This window comes from Rhodococcus sp. SMB37 (assembly GCF_004345605.1).
In the GTDB taxonomy this organism is placed as follows: domain Bacteria; phylum Actinomycetota; class Actinomycetes; order Mycobacteriales; family Mycobacteriaceae; genus Rhodococcus.
Genome location: NZ_SLVY01000006.1, coordinates 216,328 through 235,180 on the forward strand (window position 1 = coordinate 216,328; position 18,853 = coordinate 235,180).

Genomic DNA, 18,853 nt, shown 5'->3' on the forward strand with positions numbered 1-18,853 from the left:
GGGATCTCGGTCCTGGCGAGGTCGAACTGAAGGTCTTCGAGCGCGTGATGCGTCCGTTCGTCGAAGTCTGCGGTGATCTGCCGGAACAGCTGCTCTGACCGCGGGGTCCATCGTCCGGTCGTCAACCGATCGCACTCTCCACGGCGACGCCGCCACCCGAGCAAAGCGCCGGAGCAGTCTTCTGCTCTGCGCATCTCACTGCACGTCCTTCGGAACAGGGTGCACGAGCGTTGCTTCTCGCGCATTGCAGACGGCGACCAGGAACAAGCCCAGCGGTATTGCGCTGATGCTGGCTACAAGCGCGAGGCCGGGGTGGAACCATGCAGGGAGATCGGTGAACATGTCGCCGCCGAAGACGATGCCGCACAGCATGAGCGGCGTGAGCACGATGCCGGACCACATGAGCACGAAGCTGCACCCGGCCAGGAAGCCCACACGCGAGCACGCACCCCGCCTGGTCCCTCGTCCCGGACTGGTCGAAGGGCATTCCTGACCTCGAGCGGCCACCGGACGACGAGGATGTCCTTGACGTAGTCCGGGTCGAACGTGGTGTGGCGGAACGTGATGGTCTGGCCCACTAGTCTGTGGCCGCTGCGGGGCATCTCCAGAGGGCACGACGTCGTTCGGTGGAGGGTGCCGTGCCCTGGCGCTTCCGCCGTGATGACGAGTGTGTCGGCTCCCTGCGCCTCGCTGGGACCATCCTCAATCGCGTCGTCGATCATTCCGACGGCAAGGTGGCCTTCGGTGAGCTGCTCCTCGTTCGGGGTTGGGCGCGGAATCGGTGGTGGGGTGAACTCGCTGACGATCGCTTTCTGGACGCGTCGGAGCATGGCCGGCTGTTCGTGCTTGCTGGGATCCGTGGGGTTCATCGTCGGCCTCCAGCTGGTGTGCGCACGCGAGTCTGTGTGTTCGTTCCTGGTCATGATCGAACTGTCCTCGGCGGCCGGGTAGTTACGGGCATTGCGGGCAGCGGGGCACGAGGTCGGCGCGCATTCCCAGGCCGACCGCGGCGTCGACGACCCGCGGCCACATTCTCGGGTCGGTGAGCGCGAAGTCCTGGAGGTCGCCGCGGGTGTTGTGGACTACTTCGATGCGGGATTCGGTGTTCCACAACGCTAGTGCGGGTCCGTTCGAGTGCGCCGCGTCGTAGTAGATGCCGTGTATACGACGGCGGGCGACTGGTTGGTCCTCGTAGATCGCCCTCGCCCACTGCTGGGTACGGGGCCGCGGGTAGTCGCCGGTGGCCAGCGAGGGTAACGCGCCGATCCGCATCGCGGTTCCTTGTCCGCGTAGATCGAGCACAGCCAACGGCACGGTGGGCCGCAGCAACGCGATCCGGTAGCGCGGGCACACGGCGGCGGCGGGAAAGTCGCCGAACACTTCACCGATGGCGGTGGCGATGTTGCCGGCGACGTACAGCACGGACCGGCCGTCCGGGCACACCCGCGGCGCGCCGCCGGAGACGGGCAGGTGCGGATCGAGTCGGTGCAGCGGCCCGAACGTGCGGTGCGTGATCCCGTCCGGGGTATGCGGCGACGGATGGTAGATGCGGCACCACGCCCACAGACGGCGGCTGGTGGGATCACGCCACCGCCACATCCAGGCGTGTCCGCCGCGTAGCGGCCGTGCTGGTGCGGCGAGTGTGGCTACCACGCGGCGGCAGTACCGGCATGTGCTGCGCGCACCACGTCCTCGACCCGCCCGGTGGCGAGGGCGTCGGCAGGGGTGGTGCCCTCGAGATCGCTGTTGGGGGTCTGTGCCCATTCGGTCAACGACACTGCTCCGCCGGGGAACACGGCACCGACCTGGGAGAGGCCGGGCACGACTCCGGTCTCGGTGTCGGCGTGGAACTGCCATGCGGGCAGTCTCCATTCACGGCTTTTCTTGAGCCCGATCAGGTCTCCGGTCTTGAGGCGGTCGAGGATGGCTTGCTCGGACACCTCCAGCAGTTCCGCTGCTTCCGTCCGGGTCAGGGACGCGTCCGCCACGGCGCGTCGTGCGCGGTACTGGCGGCGCAGGTTCTCCAGCGCGGCGCGCTTACGATCGGCAGATGTTGGCGGCGGTCCCCACAGTGCTGGATCGAGTCCGTCGCCGTTGGTGTCGTCGCCGACCACGCCGAGCACGAAGCTGTCCCGTTCAGTGTCGGGAACGGCGGCGAGCGCCTCCTTCAGGGCCGCTGAGAAGTCCGTCGCCCGGTGGCGGGGTGTGGTGTCCGCGTGCGCCTTGGTGCTCATGCCCCCAGTCTACTCTCCTAAAAAGGATAAACAAGATAGGCAAGGTGCCCTGTTTAGGGCGCGCACACACGCCCTGTTGCCCTCCTGTCGGGCTGTTTGCGCGGAGGCCCTACTGGGTCTTTCCGCCGGAAAGATGCTCCGGGCGCTACCGGGTATCGGGACGGGCTGGTCGGTCGGTCGAGAGTGGCCGGGCGCTCGTTGCCAGGGCCTGTGTCGGATCTTTCCGCGGAAAGTCGCGCAGTCGAGGGGCGGTGCGCAGTGTTCCCGCGGCGGACAAAGCCGGGTACGTTCCGCGGTATCGAAGGTGGCATCGGTGCGTGCGTGTGCGACGCGGGTTCACGCCAGGGTATGGCACTCGCTGGACGTGCGATGTCCACACAGTGCGCTGCCGAGAGGCGGACGTATGTCAGTGAGTGGGATCCGCGTTGGCGGCAATGGGCATGGCGGCCTGAAGAATCGGCCGCGGCCGCGACCAGCGCAGGGTGACGTTCCAGCGGACTGTTGAGCGCGCGGCCGCCCCGGTCCATTGGTACAATCACACGAGAAGTAATGCAGTACAACATAAGTCGATATGGCACCCCGCGATCATGCTGCCGGTGTCGCGTGTCTCGATCCCTTCTGATTCGCGCGACGCGAGCCGTCTGATTGTGCTGCAAGCCATATGAATAAGGGGGAGATGTGAGCGTCGCCGATATTGATGCCGAAAGGCAGGTTCTTCAGCGCACCCTGGATGGGCTCCACGGGTTCTTCGGCGGTGACATGCCGAGTGTGGCGGATGGCTCGCTGGAGTGCGCGGCGCAGTCTGCGCGACACGGGGGAGTGGCAGAAGAATTCGCTGTCGAGCGAGGTGCGCGACCAGGTCGGCACCGTAGGCGAGATAGCAGGACGGACGCTGCACTGCCGTCCCGCCGAATGTGGTCGCTGACCAACGGCAAGTACACGGCGCGAGCTGAATACAGGGGAGGCGCCGCGGTATGGTCCGTCGTTGCAGCCGACGGTCCGACCACCCCGGAGTCTGCCAGTGGGATCGCTGAGACCATGGGCGAAGCGAAGAGGGCTGCAGAGGTGGCGTTACGCCAGCACTGCACTCATCGGGAGTGAGTCGCCGAAACTCCAGGACGCGCAGGCTCGTGATGTGCACTCGCGCAGCAGCGAGCCTGCGTCGTGTCTGCATAGGGTTGGAATTATGGTGCTGTGAAAGGGTATTCGTACCGGTCTGCCGCGCCCGCAGTCGAGATAAGTCGCCTGTGGTGGATCGCAGGACGAATGACAGGGACGCAGGCGCACGCTACGTAGACGAACAGGGTAAGGGGCGGGCCGGACTGGACTGCCGCGGTGCTCAGTGCACAGCCGGCGTCAATCGTTGCGTGTGCGTGCTTTCTGCCGGAGTACATCGAGTACGCGACCATCGGTGGTACCCACGCGGTCCAGCGGTTTGTCGAGGTGCCGGACGCGTCCTCCCGAGCATGCGTTTCGGTGCGGGTAGCAGGGCCTGAGGATGCTCTTCTGCCTTGTTGAGTGCGGCGTCGCCGGAGTGCATGTGCTGGGGAATTCGACGTAGACCGCCGAGGGCAACAGGTTGCTTCGATGGCTCAACGGCAGAACCTGCATACCGCTTCCGGACGGGCTGGTGACCAGCCGCGGTAGTGGGGTGCCGAAGTCGATGCCGAGCGTCCAGCCGTGTGTCGCAGCGTGCCCTTTCGTGCCTGGTCGAAAAGCACATGTCCTGTTTCCGGTCGTCGCTATGTGTCGCTACCCAAGACGAGAGAGTTACCGGTGTGGCGTGCGTGAACCTCACGCATGGCTGGTGCGAAGGCCATGGCATCGAAGGCTCCTCTACGCATGACCCGCACAACCCGCGTATACTGGTGGTGAGTGTGGAGAGGTGGGATCACAGATGTCACGAGGACCCGAATCGGAACCGCAGGATCTGCGTCCATTCGACGAGGTGGGCCAGTTGCTCGAGGACATCGCCGACCATAACGGACACTTCGTCTTGCTGGCGTTGCCGAAGTCGGCGCCGTCGTTCGTTGCGGACCTGCGTGCCGAGGGGACGAGCTTCGAAGGGGTGGATCCGGGGCTGTGGAAGACCGATTTGCACAGTTTGCGCGCCGCCCTGGACACCCCCGGTCTGGCGGAGGCCATGCGAGGGATTCCCGTGCCGGATGCCGCTGCCCTCATCCTAGGGGCCGCCGACGAGACACCCACCGCGATGCGGGTGGTCAACCAGAAGATCCTGGGCGTGTTCGTGAGGCAGTGGATGGCCGTGGCCGCAGGTAACTCGGATGACGCCGAGCTTGCCGACGCCGAGGCGGCGCACGTGGTCGCTGATGATGGCTGGGGGCCTGTCATCTCCGCAGCGGAAGCCGAGGGCCTCGAGCGGCAGAACCGGATCCTTCAGGTCGAACAGCGCCGCGAGCAGCTGGCCGACTCGTTCACCCGCCCGGAGGCCGCCGATCTGCTCGGCGTTGCACCGCAGACGGTGTCGGACATGATTGCCGAGCGCCGACTGGTCGCCATCAAGGACGGCCGCGCGTGGAAGCTACCTGCGTGGCAGTTCACCCCGGACCTCGCCGAACCCGTCCTTCCCGACGTGGGGCGCTTGGCTCAGGAGTTCCCCGGTGGTGTGGTGAGTTTGTCGCGGTGGATGAGTCGGCCGAACGAGAACTTCGGTGGCCGTACCCCCGCGCAGGAGATGACCCGAGATAGTGCCCGGGTCTTCGCTGCCGTTCGTTCCTTGATGGCGGTCTGATGGCGAGATCCTTGGAGGGGCCAGACCGCCCGCTGCCGAAAGCAGACCATCGGTGGGTCTGGACACCGTCCGGCGCCGCCCCGCGGCCGTGGTACCGCATCTATCACCGTGATCGATACACCGCCGACGGCATCTCGTTCCGTCAGTTCGGGCCGCTGCACCGGTTCGACCATCACACGCCGCCGTATCTGGACCCGGATGTCGATCCTGACGGCCGGGCAGTGCTGTACATCGCAGAGGACATCGCGACCGGTGGCTGCGAGGTGTTCGGAGAGGTCGGTATCGCGCCGCTGTGCTCTAACCTCAATCTTTCGCGCGGATCACGTGCCGGCCTGAGCGGATTCGGATTGGATACGGAGACCGTGGATCCGGTGTGCATCCACGGTCGACTGCCCGACACGGTCGGGTGACGCCGAGGTCCACGGCCTCGAAAATGGTTTCCTTTCGTCTTGATCGGACAGATACGTGCAGGTCACGCAGGCGCAGGAAGTGCCTCCAGCCGGTTCAGGCCGGCCACGAGGACATCGATATCGGGAGCTGTCGCGGCCAGCCGCAGCCGAACACGGCGGGCATGCCGGGCGACGCGACCGGCGATCGACAACAATCGCAGCCGCAGCCGCTTCGGCTCCCACCGCCGGGCCGCGACATCGGTCAACGCGAGCATCTGCATCCACGCGATCAGTTCACATGCGAGTTGCACGAGCGCCAACCAGATCCGATTCTGATCGAAACCGTGCAGCGGAAGATTCTGCAGCCCGGTGACTTTGGCTGTCCGAATCCGGTCCTCGCACCGAGCCCGACGCCGATGTCGCAGCTCCAGATCCGGGAGTTGCCCTCGGCGGGTATTGGTCACGAACGCGGTCAGGCGTAGGCCGTCACGGTCGGTGAACCGTAACTGCGCACCCGGATGCGGGCGCTCCTTCCTGACGATTACCCGCATGCCTTTCGGCCACGACGACAGATCGAGCAGGCCGGTCAACTCCGTCACCCAGGCGCCGTCGCGGACCTGTCCGTCCGAGTCGTAGGCCGGGCTCCATGCCTGGTCCGGGACGAGTTCGAGTGCGGCGGTCATCGTCTCGGTCAATCCGAACCCCACCGAATACGACAGCCGCCGTTTGGTCAGATACTCGATCAACCCGTGGGTGCCGCCGGCCCCGTCGATACGCACCAGCACCTTCTTCCCGACCCGATATGCCGGGTCGACCGGCAACTGTGCGAGGGCGTCCTGCACCACGGTGATGTGATCGGCGGCGGTATTCGACCCCGAGTTACCCGGCCGCAGCAGCATCGCGACGGGTTCACCGGTGCCGCCTGTGCCGTGGTCGACGAACGCGCACAGCGGGTGGAAACCGAAGCCTCGCTTGAACGTCGGGGCGGCCTGTTCCTTCTCGGAGTGCGCGGTGACCAGCGTCGCATCGATGTCGAGGACCAGCGGATGCGCTTCGTCGATGGCGTGGTCCGGTGCCGACGTGCCGGCGGCGGCCCAGGCGTGGGAGCGGGCGGTGGCGCGGGCGCGTCCGATCGCGGCGAGCGCGGTGTCGGCGTCGGTGGCCAACACGCTGATCAGGCGGGAGACGGTCGGGTCGGAGGCCACTGCGCCGAAGATCTCCGGGTGAGCCCGCAGTTGTGCGATGTCGGCGAGGCAGTCCCCACCGATCGCCAATGCTGTCGCGAGATCGAGCACGATCTTGCCGGGATCGTGTCGGGCCAGCGGTTTTCGATACGGTGCGAGCTCGGTCGTCAACGCCGCAGCGAGGCCGGTCTTCTCCGCGGTGCGCAGCAGCAGGACCGTTCCGGCCTGCGACACGACGCCGGTCCCGGTGGCCGATGCGGACACGCGTGGGTAGGGGGACGTAGACTTGCTCACCTGAATGGTGCTCCTCGAACTGGTTGAAACTCGACCCTCAGCAAGTCGAATTATCCCAGTTCAGGGCACCATTCTTCGTATTCGACACGGGTGTCCGCTCGATCAGCACGAAAGCCCGAGGCTAACTGGCGGGTCTCGCAGGTGATCCCTGTGCGGGAAGTGGTGCTGTACGACCTCGATCAGCCCGGTGCGGCGATGGCGATCGGTGCCCTGCCCGCGCTGGCGTCGGGTAGCGAAGACCGTGAACTGACTCAGCAGTGGGCCCGCGCGATCTTCGAGGACCAGCCCGCCGCGGACAAGGTGAAAGGCATCCACTACAGGACCGCCTACAACCACGGCCACGCTCTGGCGCTGTGGGACTGCGCTGGGGCAGTGGCAGTACCGACGGATAGTGCCGGCGACCCTCGGGATGTGCCGCTGCGCGACCGGCGAGTTTTCGACCAGCTGAAGAAGGAACTGATCCCGCGGCGAATCATCGTCACGCAGATCGCCGATGAGGATTGTGAATCGTGCAGTGTGGCATAGAGCCGTATGGGGCTCGTCGCGTCTGATCCGGCCGATCCGGCGAGGCCCGTGGGCGCCGGCGACTGCGCAGGCTTCCACACCACCGTCGGGCGACTTGTGGCACGCGAACATCGGCGCATCGACAGAGGCCTCCCTCCCCGCCACCACTGAGGTGGAGGCAAGCGCGTCGAACCGCTGCCGCTCGAACATTCCTGGCTCTGTGTCACACCGCCACGGACACTCGGATACCGGCGGTGAGGTATCGAACTGGTGGGCATGGGAACTCCGATCATGTGTAGTGAGGCAGCCGATCTCCTCGGAATTAGCGTCGCCGCACGTTATCTGCGGGATCCTGTCAGGGTTGAGGGGTGTCGCCAAGAGATCATCCTCCGCTCGGATGAGTGGTCAGCGGGAGAGGGCGCAGGCGAGGAGGTGGCGCCGCAGGGTGATTGCTCGATCTCGGGACGCGCGGTTCGGGCATCGCGACGGCAGTCGTGGATGCGGCACACTGATGTCCAGCGTGTTTACGCCTTCGGTGTGAGCGTTCGACCGGTTGTCGCAGAGAGATCGTGACAGGTTGTGTGGAGTGGTTCCACCGCCCCCCGGCCATCCATTTGTGGTGGCGTGGGTTCGGAACATGCCCGGTGTGATTCAGCGTCTGTGTGCCGCGATGGCCTTGTCGAACTCGTCGGCCATTCCGAACGCGGAGTGCCGGCCACCTCCGGCGTCGGAGAAACCGTCGCGGACGATGCCGCTGATGTTGTAGTCGGCGGGATCAAGGCCACGCCCGACGAGGGTCGCTGTGGTGACTTCGGCAGCTTCGGATGTGCTGTAAGAACTCATCGTTCCTCCGTGAGAGTAGGTGGGCGCAGCATCGGCAAGGACCGCGAGTGCGAGGTGAATGGGACGAGAGCGCGGCGCGCGCGTGGGTGAGTCCGCAGGGTATGACCGGAGGCTGGTCTCGCGAGAGTCCTGCTCCAGTTCCAGGATTTCCAGGCGTTAGCGTTCGATGACGTAGATCCTGGAGAAGGCGTGGGCGGCCATATTCTGTGGGGACTTGATCCCGACGATCTGGCCCGCGGTGTCTCCGACTGCGATCACACCGTAGACCCGCGTGCTGCCGTAGCCGCCGTGCTCGGCAATGATCGACAGTGCCTCGTTCTTGGTGATGTCACGCTCGTGGGAAGCGCCGAAAATGTGGTCGGACATGGTGTTGCTCCTTCACTTCGGTCCACGTCTCGGTGCGAGTCGTGGATAGGGAGGGGGTATGGCGAGGTGGCCGAGTATTCGAGGAGTCTCGACGTAGAAACTGGTGCGGCGAACTGGCATTCGGACTGGGTCGCTGCCTCGTGCTCCCATGTTAGGGATCACGCAATAATTAGGTAGGTTCTGTTGGGCGTGTCGCGGGGGCGATGGTGTAGTTCCAGTCGCCATGGAAGTCGTGGCGGGTCAGGATCCCGCTGGTTTCGAGGGCTTTCATGTCCTTGTCCGGGATCTTGATGCCGCGTTCATAGGTGTTGGTGTCGAGTTCTGCTTCTACCGTCAAACCGGTCGATGTTGTGACCGCTCTGATGGTTTCAATGACGACCTCGTGCGATTCGAGGGGGCGGGCACGCCAGTTTCTGCTGATCGCGGAGAACAGCCGGTGCTCAATCTTGTTCCACTTGCTGGTACCGGGCGGCAAGTGGCAGACGGTGATCTCGAGGCCTGTCTGCTCGGCGAGGGCGGCGAGTTCGGTCTTCCACAGTCGCAGTCGCGAGCCATTGGACCCACCGGAGTCGGCGCTGATCAGCAGGCGGGTGCTGCCAGGGTAGGTGTTCGCGCCCATGGTGTTCCACCACCGGCGGATCGATTCGACCGCGAACTGTCCGGTATCGGCGTCGGTGCCGACGTTCACCCAGCCGGTGTTCGCAGCGATGTCGTAGACGCCGTACGGGGCGACTTTCCCCAGGGCCGGATCCACGAAGTCGTGGACCTTGACCTTCCGGGGCTCGCCCGCCGGTTCCCACTCGCGGCCGCCGGCGGCGTAGTTGCCGACGAGTTCTTTCTTCTTGGTGTCCACGCTGATCACCGGATCCCCGGCGGCCTGGAATTCGCAGGCCCTCGAGTTGAGGTACTCGAACTGAGCATCCCTGTCCGGGTGTTGCTTTCCTTCGATGGTTTTCGCGTTCGCCTGCAGCCTGTACCCGGACGCCTTCAACAGTTTCGCCACCGTCCGCGCCGACACCCGATGACCGCGCGCGGTCAACTCCGCCGCCAGCGTGGAGGTCGATTTCGTCGTCCACCGCAAGGCAGACTCCGGGTCGCCACGGGTGACGGGATCGACCAGGGCATCGAGCGCCGCAATCAAGGCGGGATCGGTGGACGCCAATGCGGGACGCCCCGCACCGGGGCGTCGGATTCGGCCCGGGATCGGTACCTCGTAGTCCAACTCCCGCACGCCCTGAGCGACGGTGTCCGGATGGGCTCCGGTCGCCTGAGCGACCGCTTTGATTCCGCCCCTACCAAGAGTTTTGGCCTCCGCGCCCAGCGGTAACCGCCATGCCCGTTCGTCCAGATGCTCTTTGATCAGCGACAACCGCGCCGCCATCGGTTCGGTGAGTGCATCGGGAAACGGCATACCACAGTCTATCCACGATCAACGCGATAAACCTACTCAATTAGTACGCGCACCCTTAGATCCCCGGGAGGCCCGGCGGGCAGGGCGCATGTTGCGTCTCCGTGGTGGACGTTGTGGGATGCTCGAGTACTGTGCGTACCCGGCGATCCGCCGGCAAGTGGTCCCCGTGGGGCGCTGCCGTAATGACCTGGATAATCCATCGATGAGTTGTGAAAGACTGTGTCGTGGTGTGGAAGTCGTTTCCTAGTCGCGCGAATGCGGGCGTGCGTGGCCGGAGTCAGGGGGTGTGACTCCCGACGCCCCACTGGTTCCCGGCCCGAAAGTTCCGTCTGATCGTCCCTGCCGGTCTATGGAGGTCCCGCGGGAGCGCAGCATCCAGCTGCAGGTCCCACACTGCGCGGTCGAGCTGGTCCAGGAAGATCGCGAGTTCGGGGTCGCGTCGAAGCTGGTCGGCTTATCGTGATGGCAGGGGTACGCGACTGTCGTGGACACCCGTGCGGAGGAGGGGCGATGACTGCGAAGTTCGAGCTTTTCAAAGACGCCGCCGGCAAGTTCCGGTTCCGTCTGAAGGCAGCCAACGGGGAGATCATCGCGGCGAGCCAGGGGTATATCTCGAAGGCGGCGGCGCAGACAGGGATCGCGTCGATCAGGGACAATGCGGCATCTGCTCCGATCGAGGATCTGATGTGACAATTGGCGGCCCTCTTCTGCATGATCGCTCAGGCGTGGTGCGCGAGTCCCTCGCGGAGTGCATGCACCCGTGCAGCCGAGAGGGTCGCAGGGGATCTTTCGTCGAAGCCGGGTGCAGCGCGGCGCATGTCCTGCGCGCGCGGTCGATGGTGACATGTGACCTGCCAACGAACATCATGCAGCACTAGGGAATTCGGATGCCCCTGTGACGCCTTTGTGGGCATCGGCCCCCGGAAGCGGACTCGATCGCGCTGGCATCGGCTCGAGCGTGCAGCGATGGACTCATCGTGACACGATCCGTCGAGTCTTTCCGCCGGAAAGAACGCAGGCCTTCTCGGCACGGCCCACGGGCCACCGCGACGCTGCGGCGTACGTGCGGAGGATGTCTGTGTCGTCGTCGGTCAGTGATCTGGCGACTGGTGAGCACAGTCGCCGTATACCGGCGAGAAGGCGTGTCCCCGCCGGGCTCGCGTTGGCGCCCTCGCGCCCCCTGTAGAAGGGCGGTCTGCGAATACTTCCGGCTGGACTTCGATGAGATCCCTGTGCTCGTTGAGGAGTGGGTGGCTCCACTACCGTCGACGGTGAACAAGAGTCGAACCTGGTCAGCGGCTTTCTGCGCGGTCCGGCACCACGTGGTCGCAGCTCAACTCCGGGATCGGCACGAGGGAGCAGCGCGGCCGCCGCCGGCCTCTGCTCGACGGAGAGAGCTCCTCGTTCGGAGCCTGCGGTCCGGCAGCGGGGCCGTGGTGAGCTGGAGGCCCCGCCGCCAGGGTGGGACCGGGGCGGCGGGGCCGGGTTCACCACGCGGGGGGTCGCGGTGAACCAAGGGTCGCCCGACAGGGTCTGTGGGGTTACCGCCGTGGACGATACTGCACCCCTGGACCTGTCGGAGTGCCCGACCCGGCTCCTGCCCCGACACGCGCATGTGCGGGGTGAGTGATGTCGGTAGCTGGGAGTCTCGTGTGCACACGTCCGCCGGTGTGTCCGTCGGGCCGCTCCCCGAATGCGAGCCTGGGCCACCGCCGGCGAAGGTTTCCGCCGGAAACTCGTGCGTCGACGCCGGTGCGGTCGTCGAGGTTGTCGATGAAGCGGCGGGTGAGGAGGTGGTGTCGGTGATGAGGGCAGCGTCGGCGCGGGTGGAACTGGGGGAGGCTGCGGGCGGGGTGTGTGTTTCTGACGGAAAGAGTGCCGGGTGCATGTCCACCGTTTTCGGAGGACACGACGACGCTTGTCTGCCCTGGATCTTTCCGCCGGAAAGATCCAGGCATCTTTCCGGCGGAAAGATCGGGTACCGAGTCGAGGGGTTTCCGGCGGAAACGGTGCCGCCCGCTGGTGGTCGGCGGACCCGACTCGCGCGTGCGGGGTGTGGTGATGGGGTGCGGGTTCGTGGGGGGCCCGCGCGCCCGGCCGGGGCATATGGGTGAGTGAGGCGGGGGAGATGGGGGATAGTCCGTGCTGACGTTCGACGTGCTCGGCAGGTGTTTCCTTGGGTTCCGCCGCTGCGCTCACGTCGGCCAAGAGCTGGCTTCGCAGTCCGCGGGACATGACGCTCTCCCGGGCTGGTGCGTGAGGAGTAACGCCGTGCCCGTGGCTACCGTATGTCGTCACCTGTCGGGGTCGGCGTTGGTCGTGTCGGTGTCGCTGCGTGCCCTGTCGATGATCGGATCCCGGTTGGGGATCCAGTAGGCGAACCGGAATGTGCTGATGCCGGCCTGCTGTGTCGGGGACGTCGACTGCAGATGCAGTCGTGTCCATCCGGCGACGCCACGGTGACGTAGTTCGGCTTCCGCTGCGTTGATCGCCCCGTCGGCGGACAGGGTGAACGGTAGGTCGAGCGCGAAGTGCCGGATGCCCACACCCCACGGTATCGCCCGAGGATGCGCCGGAGGCCGCGATCGCCGCAGCCCCCGTCCTGAGGATCGCGGGCGTCGAGGCTGAGCGAGACCATGGCCATCCCAGAGGACCTGGATCGACGGTGTCCGGATCGGCGGCGGGACCGGATCGACTCCACCGCGGGAGGTGACAGGAACCGCTGCGGCGTCGCCTGCCGGAACACGACCCCAATTCTGGCGGTCATGCCCCTGGCCGGAGATCTACAGCTTCTACTAGATCTTCGTAGAGCGTGGGACCGAATTCGTTGCCGGACCGCCTCGCGCCGCGTGGTCGAGGTGCATTCGACTCCGGACGTGCGACAGTGCGACCCGCGGCGGGAGGTCACTTCCGGGGACGGTTCCGGAAGCCTGGTGCGCCATGGGGTCCCTGTGTCGGCACGGGGGGCGGGGCGCACCGGTGCGAGGGTTGTGGGTTGTGGGCGAGTGGTTCCCGGTGTCTTCAGGCCCTCCCGCCCTCGTTCTGGCATGGTCGCGGTACTCGAGTTTTACCTTTGGATGGGCAATATTATCCAGTTATGGGACGTGATGCCGGCAGCTTCCTCCGATGCGTATCCGCCGCTCGAAAGAGTGTGTAGACAGCTCCTCCCTGCGGGAACGCCTGTGCAGACGCGCGCCCGAGGCGTCCTGGTGAGCGGACCTCGGCCCTGCTGCACCACGTGGGCGGTGTGAGGGTCCTGACCGGTGTGTGGTGGCGCCCACCGGGAGGGTCTGCGACTGCAGCTGTCCTGGCAGGGCTCCAGTTACGCAATCAGGACGGCGCGATGTCAGCGCGGGCGATTGTCAGCGAGAGGGTCTGGCGGACAGTGTGGAGGTGAGTGCCGCGACGTCCCAGACACTTTCATGTCGACGTCACCGTGACACTCTCTGAGAAGTTGCCGCTGCCGCATCCCGCTAGGCGCGCTGATCAACCGGTGCAGACCTGGATCACCACCGTGAGCCTCGACGGACTCTGCGCGCCGAACGCCGGCGGCGGCATGGGCCTCGATGTCGACGACCTCGACATCACCGAAGCCTGGGTCTACGAAGAACAGGGCAGGGCACTCGACAAGTGGGCCAAGGTGCTCCGCGCAGCCCGCACCGTCGCCGTCGACACCGACGACGTGGCGATGAAACGCTTCCTCGGCGCCTGCTACAAAGGCTACGTCGGACGCATGGTCAACCCCGACATGTGGACCGCCACCCGGATGCAACACCACCACCAACCTCTGTGGCGAGCCGCGATCATGGCCCACTGCCGATGGCGCGGCCGCCGCGTCGCGATGCGCATCGCCCGGGACACCGGACGCTGGCCGATCCGCACCATGACCGACTCCTGGGTCTACCTCCTCGGCGACGACCAACATATTGCCGACGACAGTGATGCGTTGGGCAAGATGACCGTGGAAAAACACACCCGGCTCACCGAGGAGATGCTGTTGTCGTTCGCGGCCGCCGAGACCACCCACGAGGTCCGCCTCGCGATCGCCTCCGCCTACGGCACCGACACCGACGTTCGCGAGGTGGGGGAGTAGATGGCACTGCACCTACCGAAACCACGCTCGAAGTCCGTGCCACAGAAAACCACCGGCCTCGACGGCCTGAAGGTCACCGTCGCCGCCGCCGCAGCCGCCGGGGTCGCCAAATCCCAGGAAACCAGCCGCGGCCTGGCCGGCCTGACCGCAACAGTGTCCATCGCCCAGCTGCGCGCCGAAATCGGCAACGACGGACTGCGCCAGGCCGCGATCGACGCCGGCCGCACACCCCCGTCCGATCGCACCCTGCGCCGCTGGGCCCAGCAGGACCGCATCCCGCATCCCGAGGTCGCCGAACTCGCGCAACGCCGCGCAGCCATCACCCGTCTCGGCGGCGTCAACGCCGTGGCACAGCGGATCGGCCGCAGTCCGTCGTCGGTGCGGAAATACATGGCAGGCAAAACCAACGAGCTACGCAATGACGCGAAATCCAAGCTCACGGCGGCGAAGGCCACAGACACCATGCGCAAGGCCGGTGTCCTCAACCCCGACGGAACACCGAAGGTCGCCACGATCCGGGTCACCGGCCGCGTACATGTGCGCAACGGCGACGAAGCGGGTTACGACTACCGCACCCGCACCTTGGATTTCGGGAACTCCGATGTCCCGTTCAGTGCCGACGAGTCCCGCGAGATCGCCGCGGCATTGGCCAACGACGACCAGGCCCGTGTTGTGGCGATTCTGGAACGTCATGCCACTGGCATTGAACCGAAACATCGAGGACCTCCACCTCATGCGGCCTCGGACAGTCCTAATCGTCTCCCCCTGTATAAAGCTGAAACGTGCGCAACTTCAAACCATGCGGACGCGCTGACGGTCGAGTATGACTTTTCGTAGTGGATGAGGTCGCGCCCTGATCACGCATCGGTGAGAGGGCACAGTCGGAGGGCGGAAACCGTTTCGCGCGGCTCGACCCATCGGTGAACCTTGAGGACGCGTAACTGCGAAAGTGGAGGCGGGAATGGGCTATCGGTCACGACCGATTCCGGGCGCTCTGTCACCCCTGGGCCGATCGCTCACCCGCGAACGACGAACTGGATGTGATGCGTCGGCAGGTTGTCGACGATATGAAGCGGGCAGTACATATCGCGCTCAGCGACTTGTCTCGATGTCATCCGATCGATGTGCGTGGGGCACAAATCCTTCTGGTCACGATCGCGAAGGAGGCCCCACCCGCGTTCACAGCGACCGGCCTGCACGTCAACAGAGAGCAGCGAACCCGAACCCTTCTCGGTGATGATCGAACGCGCGCTCTTCGTGCGGATCTGACCCGACTTGTAGAGGGCTCGACGTGACGCCGCGAACTATCTAACGGTAGTGTCATATTTGGGCGCCCAGCTATCGGCCCCGGTGAACCGAGGAGGTTGCAGATGACGAAGCGCGACAGGCTCGTGGTGTGTGCGAGTCACAGCCCGGGAATGGAACGAGATGTGGAGAAGGTCTTCGGGGTCGCATTCCGAGATGGTCTCGCCCAGGCGGCCGCACGAGTGCAGGAATTCGACCCCGACTACATTGTGCTGTTCGGCGGGGACCACCGGCGCGCATTCCGGCGCGTCGTCCCCACGTTCGGTGTGGGTTTGTCTGCGGGAATCATCGCAGAAGGCGGCCACCCCTCGGGTGCATTGACGGTTCCGCAGGGCAAAGCGCGCATGCTCGCCGATCATCTCCTCGAATCTCACTTCGACATCGGCGTCTGCCGCGACATCGAACTCGATCACGCGTTCGCGCAGCCGTTGCGCGACCTGACCGGTGCCCTCGATCGATACCCGGTGATCCCAGTGCCTGTGAACTGTGCTACCGCACCGCTACCGCATGCCAGTCGGGTGCTGGAGTTCGGCGACGCGGTGTGCCGTTACCTCGATGAGCAGGGCGATCGTGTCCTCGTTATCGGCACCGGAGGGCTGTCGCACTCACCGCCGAGTCTCGAAATCGATGCGTACGAGATCGATGACGAGGAACGCGCCCGGGTGATCGCCGAGGGGCTCCCAGCCGCACGTAAGAAGATCAAGCCGGAGTGGGATAAGAGCCTGCTCGACGCGTTCGCTGCCGCCGACCGTGCTGCACTGGTGGAACTGTCCGACTCGGCGCACGCGCGCGGGGGCGTGGGAGCGAATGAGGTGCGCACGTGGCTCGCAGCTTCCGCGGCGGGCGGTGGTGGGCCGCTCGACGCGTTGGTCTACGAACCGGTCGAAGAGTGGATTACCGGGATGGCTGTGTCTGCCTCCCGCTGACCCCAGTACGTATGAGCGTGTTCGAGCGCTCTTCTGACGTCTCATGCGGAAACGCGCTGTGCGGGATAGGGAATCCATGACCGAATCATTCGACGTGAATCGTTCTGAGTAGCGGTGCAGCCGGACTGACGGCAGCCGCCACTGCGGCGAACGAGGGTGCCCGAGGGGGGTATTCGAGAAAAACTGACCAGGTCGGCGGCGCGGCAGCGTGGCCGGGCGCCATCGTGTGGATCCTCGACCACTGGCTTATGGGTGGGTCCCGGACAGCCATGAAAGCGCATACACCTCAGTTCGTTGTCGCGAAAGCTCCCTTGAGGAGTGGCTCGGCCGCGCCTTCGTGCGTGCGGTCGACGACATGGTGACCTATCTCGACAAGCAGGACGGTACGAAAGTGTGTGTAGCTGAGGTCGTTTCCGACTGCCGTCCCGAGGATATTCGGGCGGTCTTGGCCAAGGGGTCTCACTCTTGAGATGCTATTGTTCGCCTTCGATGAACTCGTTGAGTGGCTGCATCGGGTGACTTCCGGTTGTACTTCGCGAAATTGGGGATCTGGTGCAGGAGACACCGATCGTCGCTGCCATTCCTTATCCGCCGTCCGACGAGGAGTTCGCGCAGCGGCAGAGCCGCGACGAACGCGGGGACGAGGACAGTCTCTGGTCGGTGGACTGCTCAAGGCCTGTCTCGACCGTGACGTAGCCATCGAAGCCGGTCATCGGGCACATCGGCTCGCGGTTGAGGCAGCCCGAGCGAAGGGTGTCGAAATTCGATACGGCAGATGGATCATGGACAGTGGATGCGATGGGGGCGTGAGCCTTTGCGTCTGGCGGTTTCGAATGGCACGAGGAGTACGGGTCTCGCCGATGTGTGCCGACACCTGCTCCAACGGGCTTGAACACATGCAAGTTGCCCGTTCAGCTCGAGGTGGTCTGGGCCAGCGCAACGCGATGGGCAAGACCGTCGAAAATGATCTCAACCGACGATTCGGGGGATAGTGCGGTCGCGGAACAGAACTACATCACCGCGACCGCACGTCCCCTCGGGATACCTACGTCTGGAAACGCCCGGCTGATCAGCCGACACTGGTCACCGGGATCGAACCACCGGTGATCGCCGCCCCGTCGTCGGAAAGCAGATAATCGATGACCTTCGCGATGTCGGCCGGTTGCGACCATGACTGCCGATCCGCGTCGGGCATCGCGGCCCGGTTGCCCGGTGTGTCGATCACGAACGGCATCAATGCGTTTACTCGGATGTGGTCGTCGATGTACTCGAGCGCCAGCGTTTCGACCAGTGCGACGACCGCGGCCTTGGACGCGATGTATGGCGCCGCGCCGGCGAACGGCCTGCGGGTCGCCGCCGCCGACATGCAGATCACAGACCCACTGCCACCTCGGATCAGGTGCGGCAACGCAGCCTGCGTAACAGCGTAAGCTGTCCGCAGGTTCACATCGAGCTGGGAGTCGAGGAGTTCTATCGGCGCCTCGTGCACACGCTGTCCGGACGCGAACCCGCCCACCAGGTTCACCAAGCCGAACAGCGGAGCGTCCGGATCGGTGGCTGCAACTGTCATCACCTCGTCGAGGTCGCTCTCGTCGGACAAGTTCGTCTCGACCAGGTGCAAGTTTGGATGCTCACCGAGGCGTTCGAGTTCCTCACGGACGAGCCACGGCACAACGACGCGCCAACCGGTGTCGAGGAGGTGCTTCGTGACTGCGGAGCCGAGTCCTCCGGTGCCACCGGTGACCAGAACAGTTCGATTCACCGGGCTCATCGTCCCGTCCACACGGGGGCACGCTTCTCGGCGAACGCGCGTGGTCCCTCTTTCGCGTCCTCGGACGACGCGATGGTGGGTAGCGCTTCTGACGTCATCTCCCAGCCGGATGCTTCATCGGAAGCCCATTGCCCCAGGGCGATTCGCTTGTGCGCCTGCACCGCAAGGGGTGCATTCGCGGCGATCGTGCCGGCGAGTTCGAGTGCGGTGGCCACCACATCGGATGCCGGCACAACGCGGTTGACGAGGTGCAGTTCGAGTGCGCGTTGAGCACTGATGGACTCGCCCGTCATCAACAGTTCCATCGCGACGGTCGGTGGAAGCTTGGCAGCCAGGCGGAACGCGCCACCTGCGCCGGCGATCAGACCGCGTTTGACCTCGGGTAGCCCGAACACCGCCGTATCCGCAGCAATGACGAGATCGCTGGCCAGGACGAGCTCTGTGCCGCCGCCCAGCGCGGGACCGTTCACTGCAGCGATCGTCGGCTTGCTGATGCGATGGCCGACATACCCCGCCAGCCCCCACTCTTCGCGTCCCTCCGGGATGACCCGTTCGCCGCGAGTGATCGCCTTGAGGTCGGCTCCCGCACAGAACGCTTTGTCGCCGGCACCGGTGAGAACGACGGCGCGAATTTCGGGGTCGCGATCGGCCTCCTCGAGTGCATCGCCGACGACGAGACACATCTCCGCGTTGACGGCATTGCGGGCACCAGGTCGGTTGAGGGTGATCAGCAGAACGTTGCCGCGGCGCTCGACCAGCGCGGGTGGAGCGGTGGTCATCG

15 protein-coding genes and 2 pseudogenes are annotated in these 18,853 nt (G+C 65.4%); 7 read left to right on the plus strand and 10 right to left on the minus strand.

All coding sequences use genetic code 11. The annotated features are described in order from the left end of the window. Positions 1 to 195 precede the first annotated feature (195 nt). The 3 genes from EV641_RS29475 to EV641_RS12470 form a co-directional block, all read right to left on the minus strand. Complete coding sequence (locus EV641_RS29475) at positions 196 to 408, minus strand: hypothetical protein (RefSeq protein ID WP_199233230.1); 213 nt, start codon at positions 406 to 408, stop codon at positions 196 to 198. A 543-nt stretch (positions 409 to 951) separates the two neighbouring features. Continuing rightward, complete coding sequence (locus tag EV641_RS12465) at positions 952 to 1,653, minus strand: RES family NAD+ phosphorylase (protein ID WP_132472046.1); 702 nt, start codon at positions 1,651 to 1,653, stop codon at positions 952 to 954. Then, on the minus strand, positions 1,647 to 2,234 hold the full coding sequence (locus tag EV641_RS12470; protein ID WP_241997145.1) for a helix-turn-helix domain-containing protein: 588 nt from the start codon (positions 2,232 to 2,234) through the stop codon (positions 1,647 to 1,649). Before EV641_RS12470 ends, EV641_RS12465 begins: the two co-directional genes overlap by 7 nt. Before the next feature lie 1,897 nt (positions 2,235 to 4,131). On the opposite strand from EV641_RS12470, the gene EV641_RS12475 reads away from it, so the two are divergent. Together EV641_RS12475 and EV641_RS12480 are read left to right on the plus strand one after the other, a co-directional pair. Further along, positions 4,132 to 4,986 carry an antitoxin Xre/MbcA/ParS toxin-binding domain-containing protein gene (locus EV641_RS12475; RefSeq protein ID WP_132472047.1) on the plus strand — a complete coding sequence of 285 codons (855 nt, stop codon included), beginning with the start codon at positions 4,132 to 4,134 and terminating at the stop codon, positions 4,984 to 4,986. Continuing rightward, positions 4,986 to 5,396: a hypothetical protein gene (locus EV641_RS12480; protein ID WP_132472048.1), complete on the plus strand. Its 411-nt coding sequence runs from the start codon at positions 4,986 to 4,988 to the stop codon at positions 5,394 to 5,396. The genes EV641_RS12475 and EV641_RS12480 overlap by 1 nt, the downstream gene beginning before the upstream one ends. A 62-nt stretch (positions 5,397 to 5,458) precedes the next feature. On the opposite strand, the gene EV641_RS12485 is transcribed toward EV641_RS12480, so the two are convergent. After that, complete coding sequence (locus tag EV641_RS12485; protein WP_132472049.1) at positions 5,459 to 6,853, minus strand: IS1380-like element ISRer1 family transposase; 1,395 nt, start codon at positions 6,851 to 6,853, stop codon at positions 5,459 to 5,461. A gap of 90 nt (positions 6,854 to 6,943) precedes the next feature. Between EV641_RS12485 and EV641_RS12490 the strand changes: the two genes are divergently transcribed. After that, positions 6,944 to 7,378: an RES domain-containing protein gene (locus EV641_RS12490; protein WP_132472050.1), complete on the plus strand. Its 435-nt coding sequence runs from the start codon at positions 6,944 to 6,946 to the stop codon at positions 7,376 to 7,378. 630 nt (positions 7,379 to 8,008) lie between these two features. Here EV641_RS12490 and EV641_RS12495 read toward each other — a convergent pair. The 3 genes and pseudogenes from EV641_RS12495 to EV641_RS12505 all read right to left on the minus strand — a co-directional run. After that, the gene (locus EV641_RS12495; RefSeq protein WP_132472051.1) at positions 8,009 to 8,200 is read right to left on the minus strand and encodes a hypothetical protein; all 192 of its coding nucleotides are present in this window, start codon (positions 8,198 to 8,200) and stop codon (positions 8,009 to 8,011) included. Between the two features lie 156 nt (positions 8,201 to 8,356). After that, positions 8,357 to 8,566 carry a hypothetical protein gene (locus EV641_RS12500; RefSeq protein ID WP_132472052.1) on the minus strand — a complete coding sequence of 70 codons (210 nt, stop codon included), beginning with the start codon at positions 8,564 to 8,566 and terminating at the stop codon, positions 8,357 to 8,359. A gap of 196 nt (positions 8,567 to 8,762) precedes the next feature. After that, positions 8,763 to 9,977 (minus strand): annotated as a pseudogene (locus EV641_RS12505) (ISAzo13 family transposase); the annotation flags it as partial. Between the two features lie 510 nt (positions 9,978 to 10,487). Here EV641_RS12505 and EV641_RS12510 point away from each other — a divergent pair. Next, the gene (locus EV641_RS12510; RefSeq protein WP_132472053.1) at positions 10,488 to 10,667 is read left to right on the plus strand and encodes a DUF1508 domain-containing protein; all 180 of its coding nucleotides are present in this window, start codon (positions 10,488 to 10,490) and stop codon (positions 10,665 to 10,667) included. Between the two features lie 1,604 nt (positions 10,668 to 12,271). Here EV641_RS12510 and EV641_RS12515 read toward each other — a convergent pair. Beyond that, on the minus strand, positions 12,272 to 12,523 hold the full coding sequence (locus tag EV641_RS12515; RefSeq protein WP_132472054.1) for a hypothetical protein: 252 nt from the start codon (positions 12,521 to 12,523) through the stop codon (positions 12,272 to 12,274). An 893-nt stretch (positions 12,524 to 13,416) separates the two neighbouring features. On the opposite strand from EV641_RS12515, the pseudogene EV641_RS12520 reads away from it, so the two are divergent. The 3 genes and pseudogenes from EV641_RS12520 to EV641_RS12530 all read left to right on the plus strand — a co-directional run. After that, a pseudogene (locus tag EV641_RS12520) lies at positions 13,417 to 14,070 on the plus strand (hypothetical protein); the annotation flags it as partial. Then, on the plus strand, positions 14,071 to 14,907 hold the full coding sequence (locus EV641_RS12525; RefSeq protein ID WP_347238233.1) for a hypothetical protein: 837 nt from the start codon (positions 14,071 to 14,073) through the stop codon (positions 14,905 to 14,907). A gap of 533 nt (positions 14,908 to 15,440) precedes the next feature. After that, positions 15,441 to 16,301 carry a 3-carboxyethylcatechol 2,3-dioxygenase gene (locus tag EV641_RS12530; RefSeq protein WP_132472055.1) on the plus strand — a complete coding sequence of 287 codons (861 nt, stop codon included), beginning with the start codon at positions 15,441 to 15,443 and terminating at the stop codon, positions 16,299 to 16,301. Positions 16,302 to 17,370: 1,069 nt separating this feature from the next. On the opposite strand, the gene EV641_RS12540 is transcribed toward EV641_RS12530, so the two are convergent. Continuing rightward, positions 17,371 to 18,072, minus strand: a complete 702-nt coding sequence (locus EV641_RS12540) for an SDR family NAD(P)-dependent oxidoreductase (RefSeq protein ID WP_132472056.1) — start codon at positions 18,070 to 18,072, stop codon at positions 17,371 to 17,373. After that, positions 18,069 to 18,851 carry a crotonase/enoyl-CoA hydratase family protein gene (locus EV641_RS12545; protein ID WP_199233239.1) on the minus strand — a complete coding sequence of 261 codons (783 nt, stop codon included), beginning with the start codon at positions 18,849 to 18,851 and terminating at the stop codon, positions 18,069 to 18,071. Before EV641_RS12545 ends, EV641_RS12540 begins: the two co-directional genes overlap by 4 nt. Between the last annotated feature and the right edge of the window lie 2 nt (positions 18,852 to 18,853).